Origin of the sequence: Sporosarcina gallistercoris, assembly GCF_014836415.1 — a bacterium.
Lineage (GTDB): Bacteria > Bacillota > Bacilli > Bacillales_A > Planococcaceae > Sporosarcina > Sporosarcina gallistercoris.
Genome location: NZ_JACSQY010000004.1, coordinates 48,294 through 71,799 on the forward strand (window position 1 = coordinate 48,294; position 23,506 = coordinate 71,799).

At 42.6% G+C, this 23,506-nt stretch carries 29 protein-coding genes; 1 reads left to right on the forward strand and 28 read right to left on the reverse strand.

What is annotated here, in order from left to right; all coding sequences use genetic code 11:
* Window positions 1-235: 235 nt before the first annotated feature.
* The 4 genes from H9659_RS07185 to H9659_RS07200 all read right to left on the reverse strand — a co-directional run bounded on the left by H9659_RS07185 (window position 236) and on the right by H9659_RS07200 (window position 3,995).
* Window positions 236-823, reverse strand: a complete 588-nt coding sequence (locus H9659_RS07185) for a histidine phosphatase family protein (RefSeq protein ID WP_191689261.1) — start codon at window positions 821-823, stop codon at window positions 236-238.
* An 86-nt stretch (window positions 824-909) separates the two neighbouring features.
* Window positions 910-2,154 (reverse strand): amidohydrolase family protein, encoded by a 1,245-nt coding sequence (locus H9659_RS07190; RefSeq protein WP_191689262.1) that lies wholly within the window; start codon window positions 2,152-2,154, stop codon window positions 910-912.
* A 16-nt stretch (window positions 2,155-2,170) separates the two neighbouring features.
* Complete coding sequence (msrA, locus tag H9659_RS07195) at window positions 2,171-2,905, reverse strand: peptide-methionine (S)-S-oxide reductase MsrA (protein ID WP_191689263.1); 735 nt, start codon at window positions 2,903-2,905, stop codon at window positions 2,171-2,173.
* Between the two features lie 115 nt (window positions 2,906-3,020).
* Complete coding sequence (locus tag H9659_RS07200) at window positions 3,021-3,995, reverse strand: aromatic ring-hydroxylating oxygenase subunit alpha (protein WP_191689264.1); 975 nt, start codon at window positions 3,993-3,995, stop codon at window positions 3,021-3,023.
* Between the two features lie 182 nt (window positions 3,996-4,177).
* Here H9659_RS07200 and H9659_RS07205 point away from each other — a divergent pair, with 182 nt between their 5' ends.
* A complete protein-coding gene (locus H9659_RS07205) occupies window positions 4,178-5,533 on the forward strand; it encodes a uracil-xanthine permease family protein (protein WP_191689265.1) in 1,356 nt (451 codons plus the stop codon).
* Between the two features lie 140 nt (window positions 5,534-5,673).
* Here H9659_RS07205 and H9659_RS07210 read toward each other — a convergent pair whose 3' ends face one another.
* The 24 genes from H9659_RS07210 to H9659_RS07325 form a co-directional block, all read right to left on the reverse strand.
* On the reverse strand, window positions 5,674-6,204 hold the full coding sequence (locus H9659_RS07210; RefSeq protein ID WP_191689266.1) for a hypothetical protein: 531 nt from the start codon (window positions 6,202-6,204) through the stop codon (window positions 5,674-5,676).
* An 11-nt stretch (window positions 6,205-6,215) separates the two neighbouring features.
* The gene (locus H9659_RS07215; protein WP_225217714.1) at window positions 6,216-7,685 is read right to left on the reverse strand and encodes an FAD-binding oxidoreductase; all 1,470 of its coding nucleotides are present in this window, start codon (window positions 7,683-7,685) and stop codon (window positions 6,216-6,218) included.
* A gap of 218 nt (window positions 7,686-7,903) precedes the next feature.
* Window positions 7,904-8,323, reverse strand: coding sequence for a GNAT family N-acetyltransferase (locus H9659_RS07220; protein WP_191689267.1), 420 nt, complete (start codon window positions 8,321-8,323; stop codon window positions 7,904-7,906).
* A 72-nt stretch (window positions 8,324-8,395) separates the two neighbouring features.
* Window positions 8,396-8,851, reverse strand: a complete 456-nt coding sequence (locus tag H9659_RS07225) for a hypothetical protein (protein ID WP_191689268.1) — start codon at window positions 8,849-8,851, stop codon at window positions 8,396-8,398.
* A 316-nt stretch (window positions 8,852-9,167) separates the two neighbouring features.
* Window positions 9,168-9,452, reverse strand: coding sequence for a hypothetical protein (locus tag H9659_RS07230; protein WP_191689269.1), 285 nt, complete (start codon window positions 9,450-9,452; stop codon window positions 9,168-9,170).
* Between the two features lie 205 nt (window positions 9,453-9,657).
* Window positions 9,658-10,170 carry a GNAT family N-acetyltransferase gene (locus tag H9659_RS07235; protein WP_191689270.1) on the reverse strand — a complete coding sequence of 171 codons (513 nt, stop codon included), beginning with the start codon at window positions 10,168-10,170 and terminating at the stop codon, window positions 9,658-9,660.
* 467 nt (window positions 10,171-10,637) lie between these two features.
* Window positions 10,638-11,288 (reverse strand): DUF3885 domain-containing protein, encoded by a 651-nt coding sequence (locus tag H9659_RS07240; protein ID WP_191689271.1) that lies wholly within the window; start codon window positions 11,286-11,288, stop codon window positions 10,638-10,640.
* Window positions 11,289-11,317: 29 nt separating this feature from the next.
* The gene (locus tag H9659_RS07245; protein ID WP_191689272.1) at window positions 11,318-11,863 is read right to left on the reverse strand and encodes a hypothetical protein; all 546 of its coding nucleotides are present in this window, start codon (window positions 11,861-11,863) and stop codon (window positions 11,318-11,320) included.
* A gap of 215 nt (window positions 11,864-12,078) precedes the next feature.
* Window positions 12,079-12,303 carry a hypothetical protein gene (locus H9659_RS07250; RefSeq protein ID WP_191689273.1) on the reverse strand — a complete coding sequence of 75 codons (225 nt, stop codon included), beginning with the start codon at window positions 12,301-12,303 and terminating at the stop codon, window positions 12,079-12,081.
* Window positions 12,304-12,397: 94 nt separating this feature from the next.
* Window positions 12,398-12,805: a hypothetical protein gene (locus tag H9659_RS07255; RefSeq protein ID WP_191689274.1), complete on the reverse strand. Its 408-nt coding sequence runs from the start codon at window positions 12,803-12,805 to the stop codon at window positions 12,398-12,400.
* 427 nt (window positions 12,806-13,232) lie between these two features.
* On the reverse strand, window positions 13,233-13,577 hold the full coding sequence (locus H9659_RS07260; RefSeq protein ID WP_191689275.1) for a hypothetical protein: 345 nt from the start codon (window positions 13,575-13,577) through the stop codon (window positions 13,233-13,235).
* Between the two features lie 54 nt (window positions 13,578-13,631).
* Window positions 13,632-13,907: a hypothetical protein gene (locus H9659_RS07265; RefSeq protein WP_191689276.1), complete on the reverse strand. Its 276-nt coding sequence runs from the start codon at window positions 13,905-13,907 to the stop codon at window positions 13,632-13,634.
* A 66-nt stretch (window positions 13,908-13,973) separates the two neighbouring features.
* Window positions 13,974-14,402, reverse strand: a complete 429-nt coding sequence (locus tag H9659_RS07270; protein ID WP_191689277.1) for a hypothetical protein — start codon at window positions 14,400-14,402, stop codon at window positions 13,974-13,976.
* Window positions 14,403-14,575: 173 nt separating this feature from the next.
* Window positions 14,576-14,941, reverse strand: coding sequence for a DUF5071 domain-containing protein (locus tag H9659_RS07275; protein ID WP_225217715.1), 366 nt, complete (start codon window positions 14,939-14,941; stop codon window positions 14,576-14,578).
* 275 nt (window positions 14,942-15,216) lie between these two features.
* The gene (locus H9659_RS07280; protein ID WP_191689278.1) at window positions 15,217-15,780 is read right to left on the reverse strand and encodes a GNAT family N-acetyltransferase; all 564 of its coding nucleotides are present in this window, start codon (window positions 15,778-15,780) and stop codon (window positions 15,217-15,219) included.
* A 769-nt stretch (window positions 15,781-16,549) separates the two neighbouring features.
* On the reverse strand, window positions 16,550-18,109 hold the full coding sequence (locus tag H9659_RS07285; RefSeq protein WP_191689279.1) for an AMP-binding protein: 1,560 nt from the start codon (window positions 18,107-18,109) through the stop codon (window positions 16,550-16,552).
* The gene (locus H9659_RS07290) at window positions 18,096-18,980 is read right to left on the reverse strand and encodes an SDR family NAD(P)-dependent oxidoreductase (RefSeq protein WP_191689280.1); all 885 of its coding nucleotides are present in this window, start codon (window positions 18,978-18,980) and stop codon (window positions 18,096-18,098) included. The genes H9659_RS07285 and H9659_RS07290 overlap by 14 nt, the downstream gene beginning before the upstream one ends.
* 152 nt (window positions 18,981-19,132) lie before the next feature.
* The gene (locus tag H9659_RS07295; RefSeq protein ID WP_225217716.1) at window positions 19,133-20,002 is read right to left on the reverse strand and encodes a hypothetical protein; all 870 of its coding nucleotides are present in this window, start codon (window positions 20,000-20,002) and stop codon (window positions 19,133-19,135) included.
* 104 nt (window positions 20,003-20,106) lie between these two features.
* Window positions 20,107-20,304, reverse strand: a complete 198-nt coding sequence (locus H9659_RS07300) for a hypothetical protein (RefSeq protein ID WP_191689282.1) — start codon at window positions 20,302-20,304, stop codon at window positions 20,107-20,109.
* A gap of 66 nt (window positions 20,305-20,370) precedes the next feature.
* Entirely contained in the window at window positions 20,371-21,012 is a 642-nt protein-coding gene (locus H9659_RS07305; RefSeq protein ID WP_191689283.1) for a hypothetical protein, read from the reverse strand.
* Window positions 21,013-21,344: 332 nt separating this feature from the next.
* Window positions 21,345-21,551, reverse strand: coding sequence for a hypothetical protein (locus H9659_RS07310; RefSeq protein ID WP_191689284.1), 207 nt, complete (start codon window positions 21,549-21,551; stop codon window positions 21,345-21,347).
* A 73-nt stretch (window positions 21,552-21,624) separates the two neighbouring features.
* Entirely contained in the window at window positions 21,625-22,065 is a 441-nt protein-coding gene (locus H9659_RS07315; RefSeq protein WP_191689285.1) for an N-acetyltransferase, read from the reverse strand.
* A gap of 248 nt (window positions 22,066-22,313) precedes the next feature.
* Complete coding sequence (locus tag H9659_RS07320) at window positions 22,314-22,934, reverse strand: hypothetical protein (protein ID WP_191689286.1); 621 nt, start codon at window positions 22,932-22,934, stop codon at window positions 22,314-22,316.
* On the reverse strand, window positions 22,912-23,427 hold the full coding sequence (locus H9659_RS07325; RefSeq protein ID WP_191689287.1) for an RNA polymerase sigma factor: 516 nt from the start codon (window positions 23,425-23,427) through the stop codon (window positions 22,912-22,914). The genes H9659_RS07320 and H9659_RS07325 overlap by 23 nt, the downstream gene beginning before the upstream one ends.
* Between the last annotated feature and the right edge of the window lie 79 nt (window positions 23,428-23,506).

Here is a 23,506-nt window from a genome sequence, read left to right on the forward strand (position 1 = left end):
CCTCCCTTGAATTGTGTCCCGTTATCGAGAAATCCCGCTAGGTGTCGGACAAATCCCTCTGGGTGATGGAGAAACGCTGCCCAGTGTCTGGGAAATCTCTCTGCATGACCGACAAATCCCGCTGCTTGTCGGACAAATTTCACTTAACGACAAACAAACACTCCCTACTGATCGAGAACACCTCCCATAGTATCCACGCACACAAAAAAACCGGCTGCCCGAAGGCATGCCGGTTTCAAGATTTCATCTCATGTAAATGATTTATACAATTGAACAACTCGCAAACGTTTTCGTCCTCACCGATTTTCACAATCGTCAACGACGTATTCCCGAGCGGTTCTTCGTACGTCGTTCCAGGCAATAACTCAGACAATAACCGTTTGATGAAACCGCCATGACTGACTGCAAGCACTCGGCCATCGGGATAACGCCGCTGCATCTCTTGTATGAACGACATTCCTCGGGTGATCACACTATCATGCGACTCCCCTTGTAAATCCAGCTGCTTCCAATCGGGACCCCACTTCGCCAAACGATCGGCTTCCGTCGTCCCTTCGATTAATCCGCCAGCACGTTCACGCAGCCGCGTGTCTTCAATCACTTCGGCATGTGTCATCTGCCGACCGATCAGTTCTGCCGTCCGTTTCGCACGCTGCCAAGGGCTCGTATAAATGGCATCCCACGTATCTGCAGCGAATCGCTCTGCTGCACGTTCCGCCATCATAATTCCTTCTTCGTCCAACGGAATATCCGTACTCCCTTGTGCTCGTCCTTGTTTGTTCCAGGCAGTCACCCCATGGCGTACAAATCCAACTGTCGTCATCCAAGCAGCCTCCTTTTCAAACATTGTAATGGTATTACTTTACCACATATACGGCAGCTTTCAAAACAATCTAACAATATACCCTTCTATTCGACAGTGCGGTTCATGGATTGTTCGACAATCACTCTGCCTGCTTTAATCACGTAGTTCGCAATCGGCTGGTCTTGAATCACATCACTCAATTTCAGCGAATCGAACACAACCAAGTCCGCCTTCTTCCCCTCAGCAATCCCGTAAGTCTCTTCAATACCTAGACACTTCGCTGCATTGTACGTAATCATGTCGAGGACGGCCCGCTGCTGTTCTGCAGATCCCATGAATTGTGTCTCCGCAAGCAGATACCCGATCAGCAGTAAGTTCGCATTGCCGAACGGCGTAAAAGCATTGCGGATATTATTCGAAGCAAACGCCACATTCACCCCATGCTCCAGCATCTGCCGCACGGGCGCCATCCCACGCCGTACATTCTTCTCATCATTCCGGCCATTCAAATACACGTCCGTTGCAGGAAGCGGCATGATTGTAATTCCCGCATGTGCAATCTTTGCAAATAACAGAGACGCCTCTTCAAGGTCAAGCGATCCAAGTGTCGTCACATGACCGAGCGTCACACGACCTTGCATCCCCCGTTCTATCGTCAGGTCGCAAATCCGATCCGTCAGCAAGTATCGAGGATCTTCCGTATGATCGGCGAAATCCACGTGCAAGTCGAGCGGCAACTCATGCTTTTTCGCTAAGTCAAAGACCAATTCCAAATGGCGAATGGAATCTTCCAGCGTCTTTTCATTGTAAGGGCAGCCTCCGACAACATCTGCCCCCATAAGAATGCCCTCTTCCATCCGTTCGAGCGTCCCTTCGGATTTCAAGATGCCTTCTTGGGGGAAGACAACAATTTGCAAATCGATTTTATCCTTATAGACTTCTTTCAATTCAAGCAACACTTCCACGCCCATCAGTTTTTCAATATGATCGACGTCGGGATGAGCACGCATCACCGTTGTTCCTTTAGCAATCGCCCACTTCAGCACTTTCTCAGAACGCGCATACACGTCTTCATACGTGTATTCCGCTTTCAGTTCACCGGTATTTTTAATCGCCTCTTCAAGAGTTCCAGAAACATTCGGTTTCCGTTCCTCTAAAAATGCTTTGTCCGGATGGATATGCCCTTCAACCAAGCCTGGCAGTACAACCCTGCCCTTACAGTCAATTTCGCGATCCGCGCCAGCAGATAATCCCGATCCGATTTTTCGGATGACCCCTTCCTCCATCCAAATATCCTGCAAATCCTGATCATCCCGGATCCTAGCATTTCTAATCAGCAACGTCTTCATCCTGCATTCCCCTCCATCAGTTCGTCTCTTCATCTTCTTTCGGCTCGCTCAACCGCTTCACAACCTCTTCATCCCGGATAATCGGTTGGATCTTAATATCATCCAACACATGTAAATTGATATGACAATACCCGTTCGGATTCTTCACTAAATAGTCTTGGTGGAACTCTTCCGCTTCATAGAAATTATCTAGAGGTGCTGCTTCCGTTGCAATAGCCTTTTTATAGAACTGCTGTTCATCTTTCACAGCTTCTTTCACAACTTCCGCATCCGCTTCATTTGTATAATAAATCCCGGAACGATAATGGACGCCAACATCATTCCCTTGCTTATCTTTCGTTGTCGGATCAATCACTTGAAACAGATGATCAATGAGTGTTTCCAACGAAATCCGGTCCGGATCATACGTGACTTCCACGGTTTCCGCGAATTTCTCATCGCCTTTGATAACCTCTTCATACGTCGGATGTTCTCCTGTTCCGTTCGCATACCCGGAAACTGTATCCTGCACTCCGTAAAGCCTTGCAAAATACGCTTCCACGCCCCAGAAACAGCCGCCTGCAAAGTAAATTTTGTGTAACTCGCTATCGTCATAATTCAAGTGTTCGTTAATATTGGTCACATCATCTTTCAATACGTAGCCATCTTCCGGTTCGGGCTGAGTACTCGGTCTACCCGCATTGGCACCGCAAGAAGCTAGCAAGAAAACTGCACAGACCCATGAAACCAATACCGACTGTCGTTTCAGCATAACATCCCTCCTTTTCTATCGTTCTCCTTTGGTATATCATAGCGGATATTCTTTCTATCAGTTTATCACACAACTCAAAAAAGCTATCCAGAACGGATAGCTTTTCACAAACCTATTAAGCTGTACCTAGAGTGACTCCGCATTTTTTTAAATATTGACGATACGCGATGCTCACACGATCCGAAACAAGTGACAATTCCACTTGCAAATCGAGTGGCAGTTCTTCAGGTTTCTGGTTTTGGACGATTGGTTTATCTTGAGCGAATATCAAGTCCTGGAACTCGATAATCTCTTCATCCGTCTGCCCCGTATCGTAGTTGAATGACAATATACCATATGCGACAGAATGCGTCTCTGACATCGGACGCACCGTCAGCAGGATTGTCATCAATGTATCATTCTCAGCATCCCGTTTCGTAAATCGTACCGTGAGCGGACGTACAATCTCATACGTATAGTAGACGTATTTTGCCACTCCCGTTCCGTCTGCATCCGGTTGGAAAATCCGGATTTCATCGGAATACATTCTTCCATCCACTTCATTCATCTTGTACGGTTCAATTTCACGATGTGCCTCTTCACCGAGAAAGCCTTGGTGAACGACAGCTAGATGACCGACATCCAAGAAGTTTTCTATGATCCTTGGAGGAAGGGCCTCCACTTCCTGTGGACCCCAGATGACATTTCTCCATTCATCCGACTCCATTTCTGGATACTTAAAGAACTCCGGTTCATTTCCAGCAAGATTCACCCAGATGAGTCCATATTTTTCGACACAAGAATAGGTGATGGCCTTCGCTTTTTTCGGAATCGATTTTCCTTCAGGTAACTGAGGGATTTTCACACAATCCCCTTCATCTTCATATTCCCACCCATGATATGGGCACACAAGACAATCGTTTTTCACTTCACCGAGTGATAGTGCAGCTCCTCTATGTATACACAAGTCCTTAAATGCATGGACGCCTTTACTATTGCGGAAAATTGCCAGTCTTTCTCCCATTAGAACAATTTGAATCGGCGCTTCTTGGACATCTTGAGATCGACAAGCAACGAGCCACTCTTCTTGTAACGCAGTATCTTTCAACATGGGTAGATCCCCTTCCATTCTCTTGGTTACCCTAATTGTACGAAAGGATTCTGCTTTGGTCAACCCAAAACACGAACCAATGTAAAACAAAATTTTAAAACGTTCGCATTTTGACTGTACAAAAACAATTTAATTCTTTATACTCCTTCTATACCTTAACAAAAACGAACTAAGGAGTGTTCATGTTGTCCAAGAAACGCCCAGATGGTCTGCTCATCGGTGTTGATGAGAAAGTTAGTTATCCAAAAGCGATTGCACTAGGATTACAGCACGTACTCGCGATGGATTTGTATATTGCGCCCATTATCGTAGCGGGCTTGCTCTCGTTGAGTACTGAAAATACTTCATTCTTTGTTCAGATGTGTTTCCTCGCAACTGGACTTGCAACGCTCATACAAACCGGCTTCGGTTTGAAACTGCCAGTTGTTCAAGGTCCTTCATATGTACCGATTGGTGCAATTGCCGCAATTGGCGGTAAACTGGGACTTGGAGCCATTGCAGGAAGCCTCATTCCTGGCGCGATCATGATTGCACTCCTCGGTTATCCTTTGAAAGTATTCGCAAAAACCGTCCGTAAAATTGTTCCGCCAATCGTTGGAGGAACGGTCATCATCATCGTAGGTATCGCGTTAATGCCTGTTGGCTTGAATAACATCTACTTTGCCGAAGGGACTATTGGTCAAAACGTAGCCATCGCTTCAGTCTCTGCAGGTGTCCTTGTAACATGTATGGTTCTAGGTAAGCGTTTGCCACGATTCGGCTCATTTTTCCGACTCGTCTCTGTCATTCTAGCGATCGTTGCCGGATCGATTGCCGCAAGTTTCTTCTATCCGATTGACTTCACGCCGGTTAAAGAAGCTGCCTGGTTCTCACTTCCGACATTATTACCATTCGGAAAACCCGTATTCGATATGGGCGCCATCCTCACGATGATGCTTGTGTACTTGATCATCCTGCTTGAAACAACTGGAACGTGGTTCGTTGTTTCGACGATTACAGAAGAGGAATTGGATGAAAAACGTTTGAACCGAGCATCGTTCGGTGAAGGGCTTGGCTGTTTCGTCGGATCCCTATTCGGAAGTACGCCACTCACTGGTTATTCATCGAACGCAGGACTCCTCGCAATTACTGGAGTCGGAAGCCGCATGGTGATCATGGCGAGCGGTTTCATCCTTGTATTACTTGGGTTCATCCCCAAATTGTCTGCAATCATTATTTGTATCCCGGAATCCGTCATTAACGGGATTTTCGGTATCGTCTGTGTGGCAATCGTCACGAATGGGATGAAAATCATCCAGCCGATCATTATCGACGATCGCAACATGATTGTCATCGGCGTTCCGATCTTGCTGACGATCGCGGTTACCGTGCTTCCAAAAGAAGTACTCGCAACTGTCCCGAACTGGGCGAACTATCTCCTCTCTTCAGGAATTTCAGTAGGTGCATTGGCGACCGTGATTTTGAACTTGGTCATTCCTGTGGATAAAAACTTAGGACAAAATCCGCCGTTATCCAGATCGGTGGAAGAAGTAAAATAAAAATGCTATAAACAATTCCCCATAGAAAAAGACCGCTAATGAGACTATTAGCGGTCTTTTGCACGTACTTATGAGATTCCATTTAAGAAACTTTCAGTTCCATCATGCAGAAAGAGTCGAATGCGGCATTCAACAGGCCGTTACACTTTTTTTGTCAAACTCCACTTCCCTCTTCTGATGAATTCCCACAAGCTGCACATCAACAACAAGAAACCAAAAATAGTGAGAAAGACAACTGGCGAAATGATTTTAAGAAAACTAAAGCCGATCATCATGAAACCGACAATCAAATAATGATGAACCGCGTGTAAATGGTACGTTTCCTGCTCAGTATGCCATGCACGAAAGTAACCTTGTAATAAGCCAAGGATTACTTGCAAGGGCAGCACCATATAAGGAAGACTTTCATATGAATTCTTGATACAGCCAATCAGTACGTATGCCATTCCCATGCCTGCATACACAACGAATATATATGAGCGTTCCTTATTCTTTTTCGACTGAAATGTCCGATACCCCCAAGCCGCCGCGAAAGAGAATGCCGCAAAGAACCAGGCAAATAACGTAAACGTCAAAGAGACTTGCTTCAGCCAAATAATATAGTACGGGAAAATGACAACCTGTCCCACCGTGACAACAAGCGGCAGATACCGTGCACTTTTGGAATTCATGCTGTGCTCCTTCACTTTACGTAATACTCGTAGAACATATTTTGAAAGATGTTATTTGGATCTCTTCGTAATTTTTCTTCCTTAAACTTTTCCCACTCAGGGTACGAACTCCTGAATTGATCTTTTGTTTGATAACGGTAGTAAGGCAAGTAATAGGTCCCGCCATGCTCAAGAGTTAAGTCAGTCCAAGTCCGGATGAGTGATTCTGCGTTGGCAACCTGTTCTTCCTTTACTCCATGCTGGATCAATACAACCAAACCTAACATGTCCTCTTTGGCATAATTCAGTGTGGTGAAGTCGTCTTTGGCCGCATATCGCACCGTTATATTATGAAGTTTGAAATCATCTTTGCTGTCGTTGGCTGGAATCACTTGCCTTAAATCATGCAGATAGGCTTCAAAGGCATCCACCGGAACAAAAAACTCTTGCAACACTTCCACCCGCCCCGGCTTTGTGTACTCCATAAATGTCGACTCGGAGCGCATCACATTATTCCGGGTAATTTCGTTTCCTTCAAGAGAAGCAAGATAGTGCTTTTGAGTTCCCCAAAACACATTTTCAAAAGCCCCACCGAGTCGGCCCACATCTAGTGCCAGCTTACTCAGTTTGACGCCTTGCTCTTTTTTGAGCGCCGTATTAGGATCCTGTTTATCTGTAGAGTCGTAATTGACAACTACCATTTCGTCGAGGAAAGATGCGGGCGCAACGCTCACTCTGGCATAGTGCATCGCTGTATTTCGCTGTTTCAATAACCGTTTGAAATAGGATGCATACTCATTTGATTTCAACTGTTCTGTATGGATCGTGTAGAGGTCATTTTCCGTCAATTCCAACGTCACATCTAAAATCACGCCAAACAATCCGTATCCGCCAAACACATACTTCATCCATTCATCGGGGTCTTCCCTCGTTATGGTCTTCATGTCACCTGAAGGGGTTAGTAGCGTCATTTCCTTTACGGTTTCCGCCATTGGGCCAAAACGGATATCCCGCCCGTGCGCATTAACCGACAGGGAACCGCCTATCGTAAAAATGGATTGCGATTGAGTCACTTTCAAAGCGAATCCATGCGGTTGAATGGCCTCTTGGACGTCCTCCCACGTTGCTCCTGCCTCTACACGAATCGTCTTCTGCCGTTCATCTATCTCAAGTATCCGGTTGAAAGTTCGCATATCCAGTACGACACCATCTTTATAATACGTATGGCCACCTTGCGAATGCTGTAATCCAGCAACCGAGATCTTCTGTCCATTCCGATTTGCTTCTTTAACAATCCTCTGCAAATCATTTCGGTTTTCCGCTTTGACAACTCGTTCCACGCGCTCAGGAAGAAGCCCGGGATAATCGGTAACTAAACTGCCTTGAGAGAGCCCATATTTCCTTTTCTCAATCGGAATATTCCATAAGACGATGGCTACAAAAACAACAACTAGACTCCCCAAAAACCATGGTTTTTTGAGCAGTTCCGATATGATTTGCATAGTAGCCCCCTTTATAGACAACTTGTAGATTTGAGTGGTTTTAATTTCATTATACATTGCAGCAACAGAAAGGAAGCTACTATTCTTTGTGCAGTAAAAAAGGACACCACTACTTTAAAGGCATGGTGTCTTTGGTTTATATGTAAAGTGTACAGACTATATAGTTCTATTTATTGAACAAATAATTTTTCTTAAAAAATCCCACTCACTAACTTAAATCATTCCTGATATGTTTTTCTAAACCCGTAAAAAGGACGATAGCCCAAGTTTTCGTAGTAAGTCTGTGAGCCGCTGGTGGCCAGTAGTTCTACGCGTGTGTCCGGGTACATGTCATGGACATATTGAAGTAATGTCGTGCCGATTCCTAACCCCCGGTATCTTTTATCAATCAGCAGTTCACAAATAAAAAGGCTGACAGCCGTATCCGTATGCCCTCTAATAAATCCTACTATTTCGTTATGCTGCGCTCTAACTATAAACGCGATAGTTGAGTTCTCCCACGCAATTCTTGTCTTCCTGCAATTTCGGGATAGTGTGTGCCACCCTTCCACTTCGTTCAATTTTTGTATATCGGTAAAATCACTATGTACATATGGCTCAATGGACATTATGGTGCCGTCTCTTAAGGTAACTTCCATGCTTACTTCCCCCTTAGCACTCAGCGTCCCGACCTATCTCCAGAACTTTCTCCTTGATGAAACATAAAGATTTCAATACCGATAAAAACTCGTGCCATTTGGCAACACTTTCTTGATAACTGCAATGTCTCGATCCATAACATTTGGTAGGAAAACTTCTGTCCCCCAATGTCCCGAGTGAAATACAGCCAGCTGATCCTTAAATAAATTAACTGTAAACCACTTAAGATGTCCATCACTATTAATATGGTAAGTCACTAGATAATCTGCTATAGCTGGCGTTAGCTCAGTTTGAAAAATTGTCAAATTCGGTTCTTTTCTCATGTTAGAAAGATGAGCAGCACAAGACGTAAGCCCATCAATCGTTTCAACTTCATCATCCCAGCAATGGATTTCTACCTTGTTAGATTGCTTTAGAAAGAATGACACTAACGATGTCCAGTAGTCATAATTTTTCTCAGGTGGTTCAGGAAAATCTGAATCGAGATCCGTATAAGTCGGTACATTAATGATCACATTACGATTCATGTCAATCCTCCAGTCAGTCTGCTTGTTTGACAACTTTTTAAATGGCAATTAAAATCTCCCTATTTTCATCGTGGCCACTTCTCGGTAACTCCCTAATAACGGGCAAAAAGAGGAGTATCAGTAGAGCCCCTATGTAGATCAATATCTCGGCTATTTGCTGTTCGCCGCTCCCTAACCAGCTAACAGAAGAAAGACTATATAACTAACTACATTCGTAATGATGTTCAGTTTTGTATTTATCAAAATGAGCTCCCTTCAACGAGTAGCTGTTGACTTTCTAATACGTGAATTCTGTGATATGCACACTTCAGGGCGTTTAACCGCCAAACTCAAATCCGAACGCAACAAACAAGAACATGGCTAGTTCAATGGCCCCCAAGACAAGCACTATGAGCGGAATCACTTTTTTAGATTCGTCTTCAAATACGGCACCTAGCGTCCCGGTCACTAAAAAGATCGGCCCAACAAGTATGCTTGAGATTAGTATGACCACGATTCCCAAAAGAGGGCTCGTGAAGATTAGAGTGATAACCGTAATGATTTGAATGATGAAGATTATAAACATGGCAAATGCGATTCTACCGGCTATTGTGCTGGGCATGAAATCCTCCTCGATTTTCTAATTGTTTTCCTGAGTTCTTGAGAAAGCAGAATCCTTCTTCTCTTATGATGAGCAAGTTGTGCTTAACAGTAAAATCACATTAAGAAATTACGGTACAACAGGCACTCTTTCTTCATTTAAGATAAAGAACAAACTCAGGATGTGTATGCGATGCTCAAGTAAAAATACATAGAAAGCTCCCTATCTACAAAGACACTCTATACTGGATTAACGCTGTATCAGCGCCTAAATAATACTCGCTACCCATCCTGCTGACTTCAAGAAAGCCCAGATTTTCCAACATTTTTCGTGATCGCCTATTGGTTTCGTGGGTTTCCGCAGTGAAAACTGTGATCCCTAAATGCATGGACGCATACTCCATCATCCGTCTGCTTGCGCTATATCCAATTCCCATGCCCCATAATTCACTGTCACCAATGGCAATGCCGAGTTCCGCTGAATGATTTTCAATATGGGCCAAGTCTGCATATCCAATCAGTTGATGATCCAGTTCGATTCCCATGCGAAGGAAATCATCAGCTGTCTGATTGACACAACGTAACCACCAGGAATGCAATTCTGGCTCCTTCCGATTTCGCTTCCATTCGTTAGCAGTGCAAAAAGTAACGTCCTTGCTCCATTTTAGAACATATGCAAAGTCTTCTTTCGTTATTGGTCTGATTTGTACACGGTCATCAACTTCAGTTGCAGGAATCATCGTTTACCTCCGTCTGCTCTGTTGTTCATCATATCTTGTAACCGTTTCTTCTAGAATTGGCCGCGTTTGAAGCAAATTACCATAACGGTTCGTCCTTGCCGCTCAATTTGATTTTTGAAAGGAGAAACGGAACAAATAGAAGACTCAAGTATCCTAACGTAAATAGTCTTTGTGTCTCGGCAGATACGTATTGTCGGTGACCGCAGTTACCACATTCTTTTCCCCTCTTTGAAAAACCAAGTGCAAGAACGTCTTTAACCTTCCACTTGTAATTACAATTTGCGCAGCGTGCCATATAATCCCCTTCCTACTTTTAAAGCATCTGTGTATGAAACAATTGAACAGTCTACTATGTTCAGCTGAAGACAACCGACTTGTAGTGGCGTAACAATCAGCATTGCCTGTTACACACTTTTACGTATCTTTCTGTAAAAGAAATAGTTCAACAAACGCGATTGTCCAATCATCTATCCCGAACAAGAGAACACTTTATCAATCTCCGCACGATCATAATCCAAAATCCAGTCATTGAACTCCTCATACACCGAGTGTATTACCCCCGGTTCCGTTCCAAGCACATCACAGCCTCTATCGTCGTAGACATAGTAGATCGTCCCTTTCGTTTCATTCACAAAATAGACGGGATAGTGGATAGAGGGTCTTTTACCCATATCCTGATTGCAGATCGCCTTCAGCAGTGCAGCATACCGAAAATCCGAACGACGGCATCTAAGACTGAACCGGTGGGTCCGGTAGATGCCGTCTTCATCATCTTCAGGATAGACGAAAGGACGGTTCTCGTGCTGCAGATGGCGCAAGACCGAGGTCGTATTTACATACTTCGTAAAGACATTCAACTTCCGCTGCAACGCATACCCTTTTCCTAAATCGTGGGCGTCAGCTACAAGATAGAGCACATCTTGAGGCGCATGCAGCGCTTCGAATAAATCGATTGCACGCCGATACACTCCTTGTAAATACCGTGGATTTTCATGAATACTGACAGTGCTCTCATCCACACCGAGTTCGAACCGGATGCTCGCATCCCAAGAGTAAAACAGAGGCGAACGGAGCTCCAATCCCGGAAAATTCTTCAACATAAAATCATTCAGCTTCATTCATCGCACCTCTTTCAAGAATTAGCCTCTCAGACCACTCGTACCCTTGCAGAAAAACTGGCGACAAACACCAATTCCGCCGCCAGTAGGACAATCATCAAAAAGCTTGCAGCAGACGGTACGGTAAAGAAGAGAACGCAGGTTATAACCATCAGGATAAGCAACAGTCCAGGCACCTTTTCAAGACTCCCCACTTCCGGAAAAGCGGCATTCTCCTTACTTCGTACCGCCTCGAGCACTTCATGGAGAATATAAAAAACCATTGCCATTCCTACAACAGCAAGCAGAGTAAGAATTAGCGCTGTCATCGTGTTCACGCCGCCTGACAGCGGAATCGTCCGAATCGAATGTCCGGTGCCATTGAGTACAGCGAATCCGACACTATGGAGCACCATCACCAGTACGTAAGCCAATAACCATCGCAATCCAGGAATCTCCGCCTTCAACTGATGGATCCCAATATAGATCAGCAAATATCCTGCAGCATTCGTGACATAGTAAAACACACCCGTGTCCAACAGCTGCAGATTCGTCTTCACAAAAACGAGCACTATTCCGAGAATGAACAGATTCATTGGCTCTCCCCCTATTCCTCCACCCAATACTCCGTGCAGTCCTGACTGCGTTGCGTAAACCGATAATCGATCCAAGCCTGCGGATCAATGCAAACGTTCCATAGACAATCTGTAGGATTGCATTCACTTAGTTCTCTGAATACCACTATTTGCAACAAAAAAATCCACAGGCGCTTACAGAATAATCAGCTACCATTTCTCCTAAGTTGAAAACACTATCCGCGTAATTGGTAGCTCTCGACCAACTTTTTCATACTGAACAGCACCATTCCGATAAGAAGAGCAGCAAACAGCAGCGCCGATATGCTTCCTTCCCCGAACATGGAATAGAGTACGACATCGAACGAAGGGAGGGCTGTTGCATTTAAGACAGGCAACCCTATGGCAGTTGCTAAAAGGCCGATTACAAACAGAGACATATTACGAAATCTTTTTATCATATGAACACATCCTTTCCACAATTTCACCATAATATCTCAGGTTAAATAACACTATTTTCAGACATTTGTTAATAGATTGAACGGCAGACATGTGTTATTGATTGAATCTCCATTTGAATTTCCTGAACAGCCAGCTGCATAGACCGAAAATGATGCCGGCGGCTGTGAAGAATGCAGTAACAAGTGCGGATTGTTCCGAAAACAGCGCATGACTGCCGAAAGGTGCGAAGATTAGAAGTACTGGCAGGAATGAGACCAGAAGACATGCAACGGGAAAGAGAAAGAGTGCATTATGCTTGAAGCGGCGCGCAAGAAGGTAGACCACGGTAAAATAGACAGGAATCATGATCGAAAAAAACGCACTGCCCCAAAAGACAACCGTTCCTAATTCAGCTCCAATCGATTCGCGCCACAACAGCCGCAGCATCATGCTATACGACAGCAGTCCGCCGAGAAACGCCAGAATAGGCGTCAAAACTATGTAAATTGCTGTAATTGCCATGCTCTTCCCTCCTCTATTGTTTAAAAGCCTCCCTATAGTCAAAGACTTCTGTTATTACTGCCATCTGAATGCTGTCCATTCTTTTTCAACGTTGTATTGATGTTTATCAGAGCCATTAGAATGAACCCCAACATAATAAACGTAACGATTTCTCCAGTAAAAAAAGAGACAATTCCTAAAATCAAAGCATAAACCGAGTACCATTTATTCTCCATATATCTTTCTCTCCTTGCTCTATGGATATTTGAAAAAATTATCTCATCACTAACTAAAAATTTACTTTTATTAGGTTTTTCTAAAGCAGAATAGTTTGGAGTTACCAACGTGCTGCTAACTTCTCTTTAGTTCGGTTAGCGCATTTAAAATAGACTGTGATGATCTTTTGCTAAAACTCGTTCCCCACGAGACACTATATATCCACTATTCTTCACTTCCCGACATACTTTCCTGCATTCACAGCTTTCCGATATTTCCCGTCTTCCTCGACAGCAATCACTTCCTCGGACACTAATCCAGGTATGGCATAATACTTCGTCCCTTTCCGATACTTGTTCGAAAAGTTCCCTTGGTACTTCCCTTCTCGATCAGAGAAGGCTGTTACCTCTCCAACCTCTTCTCCGACGTCCGTCACATACTCATCGACAACTTCGTACTGATCGCCTTTCCAGACAACAAAATGGCTGTTCCAGTCAGCACTGGAAGCTGAACAGGCTGCTAGCAGGAGAAGACCTGAGAAAAGAATCATTGAGTAAAAAGTACACTTCGATTTCATTACATTCCCTCCAGTTCGAATCCGGCTCCTCAATCGCAGACCATAGGATACTAGTCAAGAAATTATTGCAAAAAGAAAATACAGAATCGCGACCACCATATACAGATGCCACATCTTCACATGCAGAGATGCGAGCTTTGCAGCCAGCCACTCATGTCTGATCAGTCGTCTTGCAGAAAACAGCAGACAGATAACAACTAGCAGAATTCCCACTTTCAAAGGTGTGCTACCGTCCATTCGCTTGATCCAAGGAACAGCCAGCAGAATCCAAAGAGAGGCGAGCAGGAATGTGTAGTCTTTCAGCCCCTTGTATTCGTCAGAAGAGTTCATACCGCACCTCCTTGTCTTGCCAGTTACTTCACTGATCTTCCTGATTTTCAGTACAGGCTGTTTACGTCATCTAAATAGCTTTTTTACCAGTTCCACTACTACGAAATGCACAAGGGCACCGACTGCACCGTAGAGAGCCATAACAGGGATGGAGAACATATCACCGAACAGGACGGCACTAAGAAGACCGGCGATACTACCAGCCCCCGTGTAAAGAAGGCTCTTGATCCACCGGGGGCTTTGTTTTGTTCTGACACTAGAATCGATATACAAGGAAACTGGAAAGGCTCCGAGAGCAAAAAACGGCAGCGAATAAAGCGCTGTTACGAAGACGGTCGGACCGAATCCCCAGGAGTCGTCATACATTGCCATTGAATATAACGCCAGACAAGCACCGAAAAGAACGGGGGAGAGAAAGACCGCAAGCACATAGATCGCTAAGCGGTCGAAAACTCGTTTATAGGCTGTTGGAGATTCGTGATTGTGCAAGCTCACTAAATTCCACCTCCCAAGAGTTTCAATGTTTTTTTAAAAATTAGGTAGCAGTTTCTATCTCCGCTCTTCTTTTATGAAGTTAATATCCTTACAGCATAGTTAAATAATAACAACCCTATTCTTTCACAATCTTGTTCCATTAATGCGCCCGCTGGTTGAAGAAATAGCTTATATTACAGCGTCTCTAAAATCTCTTTGGCAATTTCATCAAGTTCTTCCCCGTGCTCATTTTGTGTAGGATTTTCGACAACTCTTGCTAAATACTCTTTAAACTGAATTTTTGACTCTGCCGGCAATTCAATTACTAAAAAGTGTAGAATATACCACTTCCAATTATCATCATCAGAATATAAAACATCTTGCACATGGGGAACAATCTCTTCTGGGAAGGTCAAAAGTATTTTCAACACACTTGGTGCCACTGGCCAATTTATATCTTGAATCCACTCGAGTAAACCTGGCAACAATTGTACTATTTTATCTCTACTCATTTTGCTAATCATTTCCACACGCTCAGTATCATGCTTATGTCTAGGCAAAAGATCTTTAACACCTTCGATATGTATCACTTCCTCAGATTTTCATGTATGTCTCAAAACTTTTTCTTGATTTTTATAGCACCAACTTAGCCAATAATTAAAGGGATCGCTAATCCTTGTTAAAGAACTTGTACGCATGTTGATGTGGAAGCAATCTTCAAACTTGTCACTATTTAATATCCATTTTCAATACTTACTTGGAATTCACTCTAACTAAATGGCCTTTATGTAGATCATGCTAATACCTTCTTTTAGAATCGCGCCTTTTTAATCAATTAGCTTTTGCATTCTGTTTGTAAATACCATTTTAAGAAGACTTCTTTTTTTACAACGTTTAATATACAAGGGGAACCAACATCAGATTCTAGTTTCTTATGTTCATCTAAATACTCATTTTGGACTTCAATCTTCATAAATGGGAGCTTTTCTTGGGATTTAATAGATCGTATATTAGAAATTTTAGCGCCCGCAAACACATAGTCCAAATTCAATTCCGTAAATGCTTTATATAAGATTTCTTTTTTTGCTAATAAATTATAGCCTTGTCCCCAATATGGACGCCCTAACCAAGTACCGATATGACTAGTTTTATTGGTATTATCAATGTCCTTTAGTGTTATTACCCCAATTAAATTTCCGCTTTCATCAAGGATAACTCTTGAATACTGCTTTCCCAGTTTCTCTTGTTCCTGAATAAACTTGATAAAACCTACAGTTCCTTCAAGTGAAGTTTGATCATCAGTAAGCCCTAATGCGTCTTTTACTTGAGGTGCTGACGAAAGTAATGACATTGATTTCGCAAAAAACTCACTATGTGGAACTAATGAAATTCCGGACATACATATCCCCCCAAAACACTATTAATAATTGAATCCCTATCAAACACATTGGCCTATCGAAGAGTAAATCTTATTCCAAGACTGCACTCTTCCAAAGCCTAAAGGGCTTTTCAATATTCAACTACATTTAACCATTGGCCATCAGGACCAATAGTTATATGAGAAATCTGATTTGATTCAAATACTTTATAAATATCTATATTTTTCTTATTTATGTCATTTAATAGCTTGGAGACGTCAGTTTCAGAGAATATTAAGAAATCTATTGTTGAAGATTTTAAGTAAAAATCAAAAATATAATGTTTATTTACATCTTTCATATACCCTAAAAAACCTATAGTTCTAGGGAAAATATGTAATAAAGGTAAGGGGAATTTCTTTAAAGTAATAAAATCGTTAGACAATCGATTAAGAAGCTCATTATCCCATTCAGGATGATTGCATAAATAAAGCATTCTTTCTTGAAAACCCTATTAAATACATCAATGAACTCTTGCTCACCGATTTCCTAGTCAAGTAATATTTGTCTTACTTTTGGAATGCTATCCATAAGACTCATCCCCTTGTCAGCTAAAGATATTTGTATAAGTTCGTTTACATCGTAGCACTTATTCAACAACTGCTCCCAATTGCATTAATCATTTCTATCTGGTCTCATTACCAGCACGATACCTGCTATTGCACTTAATGTACAGCGCATGCGTAAGAAACAAACATGAACGTTTAAACAATCATGTTTGTTTGTTGCATACCTCTTTCTAAAACTACTTTACAAACTGACACAGCCAGTCGTCATTGCTCGTAACCTTTTCTTATCCGTTTTCCCTAAGGAGGTGTACGGAATGCTACTAAGGATTATCACTTTTTTAGGCATTTGATATCGGGCAGCCCTGCCAGTTAACCAATTGTTGAAGGATTCACTTGTTAACTCATCGTTGACCGGCTCTATAAATGCACATAACCGTTGGCCGAATCTATCGTCTTCTATCCCGATGACCGCCACGTCTTTTACTAAGGGATGGATCCTTATGAGTTGCTCCAGCTCAATTGGATAGACATTTTCTCCAGCCGATACAATCATGTCATCTGTCCTACCGCACAAATACCACAAGCCATGCTGGTCTTTGTACCCCAAGTCTCCAGTGCTGATCCAACGTGATTCCTTATTTTTCATCGACCATTTGTTCTTCACATAAAACTGCCCGATTTTTCCAACCACTACTTCCTTTTTCTTTTCATCCAGTATCTTCAGCCGACTGCCCTGAATCACCCTGCCGATTGTACACCTAGATATTGATAATTCCTCTGGAGTCGCAATACAGTTCAGACCCGATTCCGAAGTCCCATATAGATTGAACAGAACCTGACCAAGTTTCTCTTCGATGCATTGAACAAGCTTTGGATGCAATGTTGCTCCCCCGGATGCAATACATTTCAACGAAGTTAAACCACCATCGCATTGTGTTAAGAGTTTTTCAATCATCAAAGGAACCACCGTAATCACTTCTATTTCGTGTGTACGAATAAGAGTACACACTTTTTCTGCTGAGAACCCTTTACTCAGAATTACTGTCTTCCCTAACGCTAAAAAGGAAAGCAGAATGGCGATTCCATATCCGTGATAAACGGGAGTGGCAATCATTACATTTTTGCGTTCTGTAAGCTTCAGTTTCGTCACCATAGTCAAAAATGGTTGGACATAATTGAAAAGCGATGGTTGATGAATCACTTTTTTCGGTTTCCCGGTTGTGCCGCTGGTCAAAAGTACAATTTTTCCGGCTGACGTTCTTTTCACTTTACTGGCGACGAAGGATTCGCTACATGTCATATGATTGATGGCATGCAAGTCATCATGAAAGCTCAAAATCTTCGGATTCCGATAAACAGAATTATCCACTAGCCCACTTACTACCTGATCATAAATGAGTAGGTCGAATGCATGGTGTTTCAGTAATTCATCAAAATGGCTGCTGCCCATTTCCGTATTCAATAAATAGATATCTGCCCCTAAACGGGCTACAGAAAAGATGGCTTTGACGACGGAGGATTGATTTTGACAAAGGAACGCAACCTTTTTGGTTTTATCGATCGCGTAAGTTTGTTGTAGATGAAATGCGAGAATATCGCATTGCTTGCAGAGTTGCGAGTAACTGATCGACTCCTGATCATCTACTATCGCAATTTTGTCTCCATGGAACTTTTCTGCGAGTTCCAATAAAGTCATAATATTTACCCCATGCTTCGCAACCGACGAGGCGAATCCAACAGCCCCCATCGGCGACAGCAATTTCATCTCTTTCAACAGGTGAGTTAAATTACGAACCTGCATGTCGATCCCTTCTTCCGCTCATCTTCTGCATTCCAATTTCTATTGTTCTCCGGAAAAGTACGGAGGACAATTGTCCGAATGGCAGCCACCAAGGCCTATACAGTTTGCGTTTCGTATACATGGACTTGCAAATGATTATTGCTACATGTTTCGGACACATCGCCGGCATCCGGTCATATGCCGCTGTCGGTCGGATCATGTCCGTCTTTACTAATGGAAGATAGATTGAAGTTGTCGATACACCATTTCGCTGCAATTCAATTGCGACGGAACGCAACCAGTTGTCGAACGCCGCTTTAGAAGCTTGATATGCAGCCCATCCGGGAAAAGGGATTAACAAGGAATTGATGGTAGATACGTTGATGACCTGCCCATTGTTTTTCTCTAATAATGGAATGAACGACAATACCATTTTGACAGGCGCAAAGTAGTTGATCGCCATGGTTCTTTCAAAATCATGATACCTGTCCAGTGACTCATAAATTGACCGATGGATGGACAATCCCGCGTTACTGACCATGATATCCAGCCCGCCAGGCAGCGATTGAATCAGGTCTATCAGCCCTCCCAACTCATCATCCACTCGCAGGTCGGCTGTAAAGACCGTAACAGTCGCCCTGTTCTTTTCAATTTCCTCTTGGATACGCAGCAGGTTTTCTTTGCGCCGAGCGACCAATATCAAATGGACAGGAAGATCTTGCAACAGATACGCAACTTGCTCGCCTATCCCCGAACTCGCTCCTGTAATCAGAATCGTCTTCCCACGTAACTCCTGCGCCAGTTTAGTAAAGTTGAAACGAACAGGCTTAAATAAAAGCTTCTCGATGAAACTATAGCGATGAACTGAACGCGTTTCTTTCTCTCCAATCATGGGGTTCCTTCCTTTTTAGATACGGTGATAAGTGATATAGATATTAGGGGGATTCTGACATAAGGGATACCAACTATTCATCTCATAGCCTATCCCGTTACTAAGTAGATGCCGAGTGAGCTATTCTTGTTCACTGCTCCGTAAACTTCTCGTCAATCAGCATATCCTGCTTTATACAAGTACAGCTCATTGCCATCTAAAAACAGTAGCTGGTTCTCTCGGTTGCTCACTTCTAGAGGAATGACCGGTGTTCCATCCGGTTTGATCAGTTCCAGTTTCCGGACAGTTTCATAGCGGTTGCCTCGTCGCTCCAGTTCCATAAGAATACTTCCTTCCCTCCTGTGATGGACGACCATCTTGTCACGATTCACAGCGAATGAAGTGAAATCGAGGTCATCCAGTTCATAATACGAGGATGCTTCGTCTTTTCGTATCCCCACCATGCCTTCTATGCTGAAGAAAAAATATATGTCATCGTCTGGATTACTATTTAGGGCTAGGCACTCGAAAATGTAATAAGTCGTATCTCCTTCAAGGGAATCCAACTTGTTGCCTTCTGCATCCCATCCAACAAGACCGCTGCTGCCAATCGGCTCATCCCAACCGTAGTTGCCGCATGTTCCCTCGTCAAAGTATCCTGTCCAAATCTCCTGGTTCTTGGTTACATGGACATGCATAATTCCATCACCTAAACAAAAGGAACGAACCAGTCGGCCATTTCTATCATACACGCGTGCATTTTCTTCTATATTCTCTGCGCTATGGTAATAGGAACGGGCACCGACGAGCAATATATGATCTTCATCAATAGGCTGGACAAAATGATAATTCCACGTTTCTCCTGGCAACTCGATCACCGTTTTCTGTCCATCTTTCAAGTGAATCACATGGTAGTTATAGGGTTCTTCCGTGATAGTTGCAGGAAATCGATCATTTATTAGCGGAGGCTGTTCTTCCATCAGCAGAACGAACACGTCATTATCATGACCGATGGCAATGGAAAGCGGTATGGCGTTCTTCAATTCCTCCTGCAAATTACCAATCGGTGTTACGGGAATTTTATGTAGAAGATTCAAATTCAATGCACCAACTTTCGTATAAAAAATTTAAAAGCATACTTCAAGCACTAGCACACCTTTTCTTTCTTTTCTTCGATTTTCATTTTAACTTTTACAAATATCCCCATGATTAAAATAATAATGCCTATGATTCCCCCTATGAACTCAGTAATATAAAAATCCGAATCTCGTATAAAGCGAATAATAAATCCTCCACCAAAGATTATTGTCATTGAAATGCCAAGGCTAATTAATAAACTCTTCATCGTTTCGCTCCCTCAAACACTACCCAATATAAGGGTCCGATTTCTGAAATTAAGTTCTCTTTTCATTTAAAAATCTTTCCACCATTCATCATCTAAAATCACTCCATTTTCTGCGATATACTCCATAACAACAGAACCATGTTGTAATTCAGCTTCACTTTTCAACAAAGTCACGAACTCATTAATAATTTTTTCGTCTTCATCACTCTTTTTTCTAGGCACTCTAATACGGATAGTAGGCTCAACATCGAAATCTTTGTAATTTCTAGGATTATTAGGATCGATACCAAATTCATTTCCTATTTTGTCATCAAAGAAAACGTAGAGATCAGTTGAATCTTCAAGGTTCTCCTCGATAAAAAGGCTTATTTCCTTCTCTAAATCCTTGGCCCATTTTTCCGCAATATAAGTATCAACCATGTGATTCTTTTCATCATCATAATAAACTAAAAATTGCGTTTCAGTAACTGTATCCCTGACTTTGGCGGCATATTCAAATCCAAAGTTCCCCATATTATCAAACAACGTGTCATATATCACAAAATTGCTATTAAAATTATCCTTTAAATATTTTTCAGCTTGAACTTTTACCTCTTCCTCTTTGTCCTTATCCGGTTTCATACTTTGAATAAAGGAAAATACAAGTACAGCAATACCAAATATAATTACTCCCAAAACAATAAGTGTAATTTTAAAAAATTTGTACACATAACCCCTCTTCCCGTATTTCTTGAATGCTCATCTGCTATTTAGATTTATAATAATCATTTAAGACATCCATAATTCGCTTAATATGTCATCCAATTAGATGGCCCGATTGAAACGCACCCCTAATTCATTAAATGTACCAGTTGGTTAATAGGCACCTTACTTGAAAGTATTTCTGAAACTTCATTAAAGCCCTCCGTGAGTTCATTTGAGTGGATGTTATGGATACTCATCTTGAGATTGAACTCTTGACTCTACCGGCAATTCTATTACTATAGCTTCTCAACATCTCTTAATGGACTTTGCCTATCAATCGTGTTTAACCTAAATACTCAGGCAACAGACTGCTCTTTTCTCTTGTACCAGTAAAACCAAGAAAAAAAGATGAGTAAAGAAATTGCAGGGAGACACGCAGGGATAATTCTTGGCACTTCAGTGAACTGGGTAAGACAAATTTGCACAAAGACGTTGGGCACCATAAGAATCAGCCACATTTTGACTGCCTTGTTCTTAAAACTCAATTCAATCTGATTACTCATCTTTTAGACCCCTTTATATGTCAATAAGTCCTATGTTAACAATTCAGCAGGAACGTGCTCCCAATCCTGAATATTAAGAAATATAAGATGAACCGTTCCACTCCATCAAGTACTCTCTCTGCTCAGTTTGCTCATCCGTTAACTCTTCTTTGATTACAAAGCTGTTCTTCTTGTAAAAGCGTATGGCGGATAGATTCTCTTTATACACTTTCAATTGAATCGTGCTTTTTCGTTCCTTTTCAAAATCCAGTAACTGCTTACCCGCCCCCTTGTTCTGGCATTCTGTATCAATGAAGAGGGCAGCCAAATAATTGTCAACCATTGAAATGAAACCGATAACTTTTGAGTGGGTAGTTAGGACATGCGTTTCTGACATCGGGATATACTTTTCTCTCATATCCATGATTTGCGACTCCCAATAATCGGCATCGATGAAATGGTGAGCTTGCAACGATCCTTCATACCAAATGGCAACCAAGGCATCCATATCAGATTCTTCAAAAACTCTTATCATAGTAGACCTTCTTTCCATAGAAGCGTTTTCAGTATGCTAGATCTTTTCAAAAACACCGTTGACCAGTAATTCACTTTCAACATTAAACTTCATGTAAAGGCCATCTAAAAGCCTAAATATCCTTTCTAAATTATAACACTTATTTGTCAATTATCTATCTTTTCCCATAAATTAAAATCATTCTATTGCCGAGACAAACAGGAAAAAGACGGAATTCTCCATATACCGGAAATTCCGTCTGACATGACTTATTCAATATATTGACCCGTGCTATAGCGAATGCCGTCTTCCCCCGTATATTTCCGTGGAGCCGTTTTTTCCATTGTGTACGTGAAGCCGTTTTTCCCTGGTACCTTGATTTCATAGAAGTTTTTCTTCTTTTTGACGGTGTAGTTCTGGTATTCGCCTTCTTGCAATGTCATCTTTGCTAGTTTTGCTTGATGGTCTGCTGCAGCTTCTCTGATTTCTGATTCGCTCATACCGGAACCCATGAACGATAATCCTATATCCATGTTTTGAAAAACATGCAGGGTACCTCCATCGAAATACAGGTAATAGGAAGTCAGGTCATTTGAACTTTCCTGCTTCATCGCCACGTGGTTCCATGATTTGGTGACATCTTTTGCGAAAAAGCCCAAGCTGTGAGAGTCCGGCTTGCTAATCATAATGGTGACACCTGACATGACGGTGATAAGTAGGAGTAGGGAGATGAGTGCAGGTTTCCATTGCAGTGGGGATCGCTTTTTCCGCTTGTTTTTTTGTTGGAATATCGTTGCATGCATGCTTTCTTTTTGTTCATGGGTCGGGTGGAACGGCTCACTGAGTGTTTCCAGTTTTTCGATCATCTCATCGTCGGTATAGGGTTTCATGGCTCATGCCTCCTTTCTCCAGTTCTTTTTTGAACGCGGCTATCGCCCGTTTGAGACTCATTTTCACTTTTCCTTCCGAGCTGTCCAGGATTGCAGCTGCGTCTTTCGTGGAGAATCCATGTATATGCCTTAGCAGGATCACTTGCTGGTAGCTTTTTTTCAGCTTACGAAGCGCTTCGTAGAACTGTGTTTCCTGCGCATTGAGCAGTGCCGTCTCTTGCGTGGACGGGTGACTGCCGAAGATGTGGAACTCCTTGTCGAGATAGTGTGTCAGGGGATGCTTTTTTCTATAGTGATTCAGCGTTGTCGTGTAAGCAATCCGGAAGATCCACGTTTTCACTGCTGACCGGCCGTCGAACTGATGGCCTTTCTCTACAACTTTCACAAATGTTTCTTGAGTCAGCTCCTCTGCGATATGCCGATTGCGCACTTGCATCAGAATGTAGCTATACACTGCGTCGGCATAGTCCTCAAACCATTGTTCTGCAGACATCCTATCACCTCTCTTCTATCTACTTAGACACCGACTGTTGGAATCGGTAACGGTTTTGTCAGTCATTATTTCACACAGC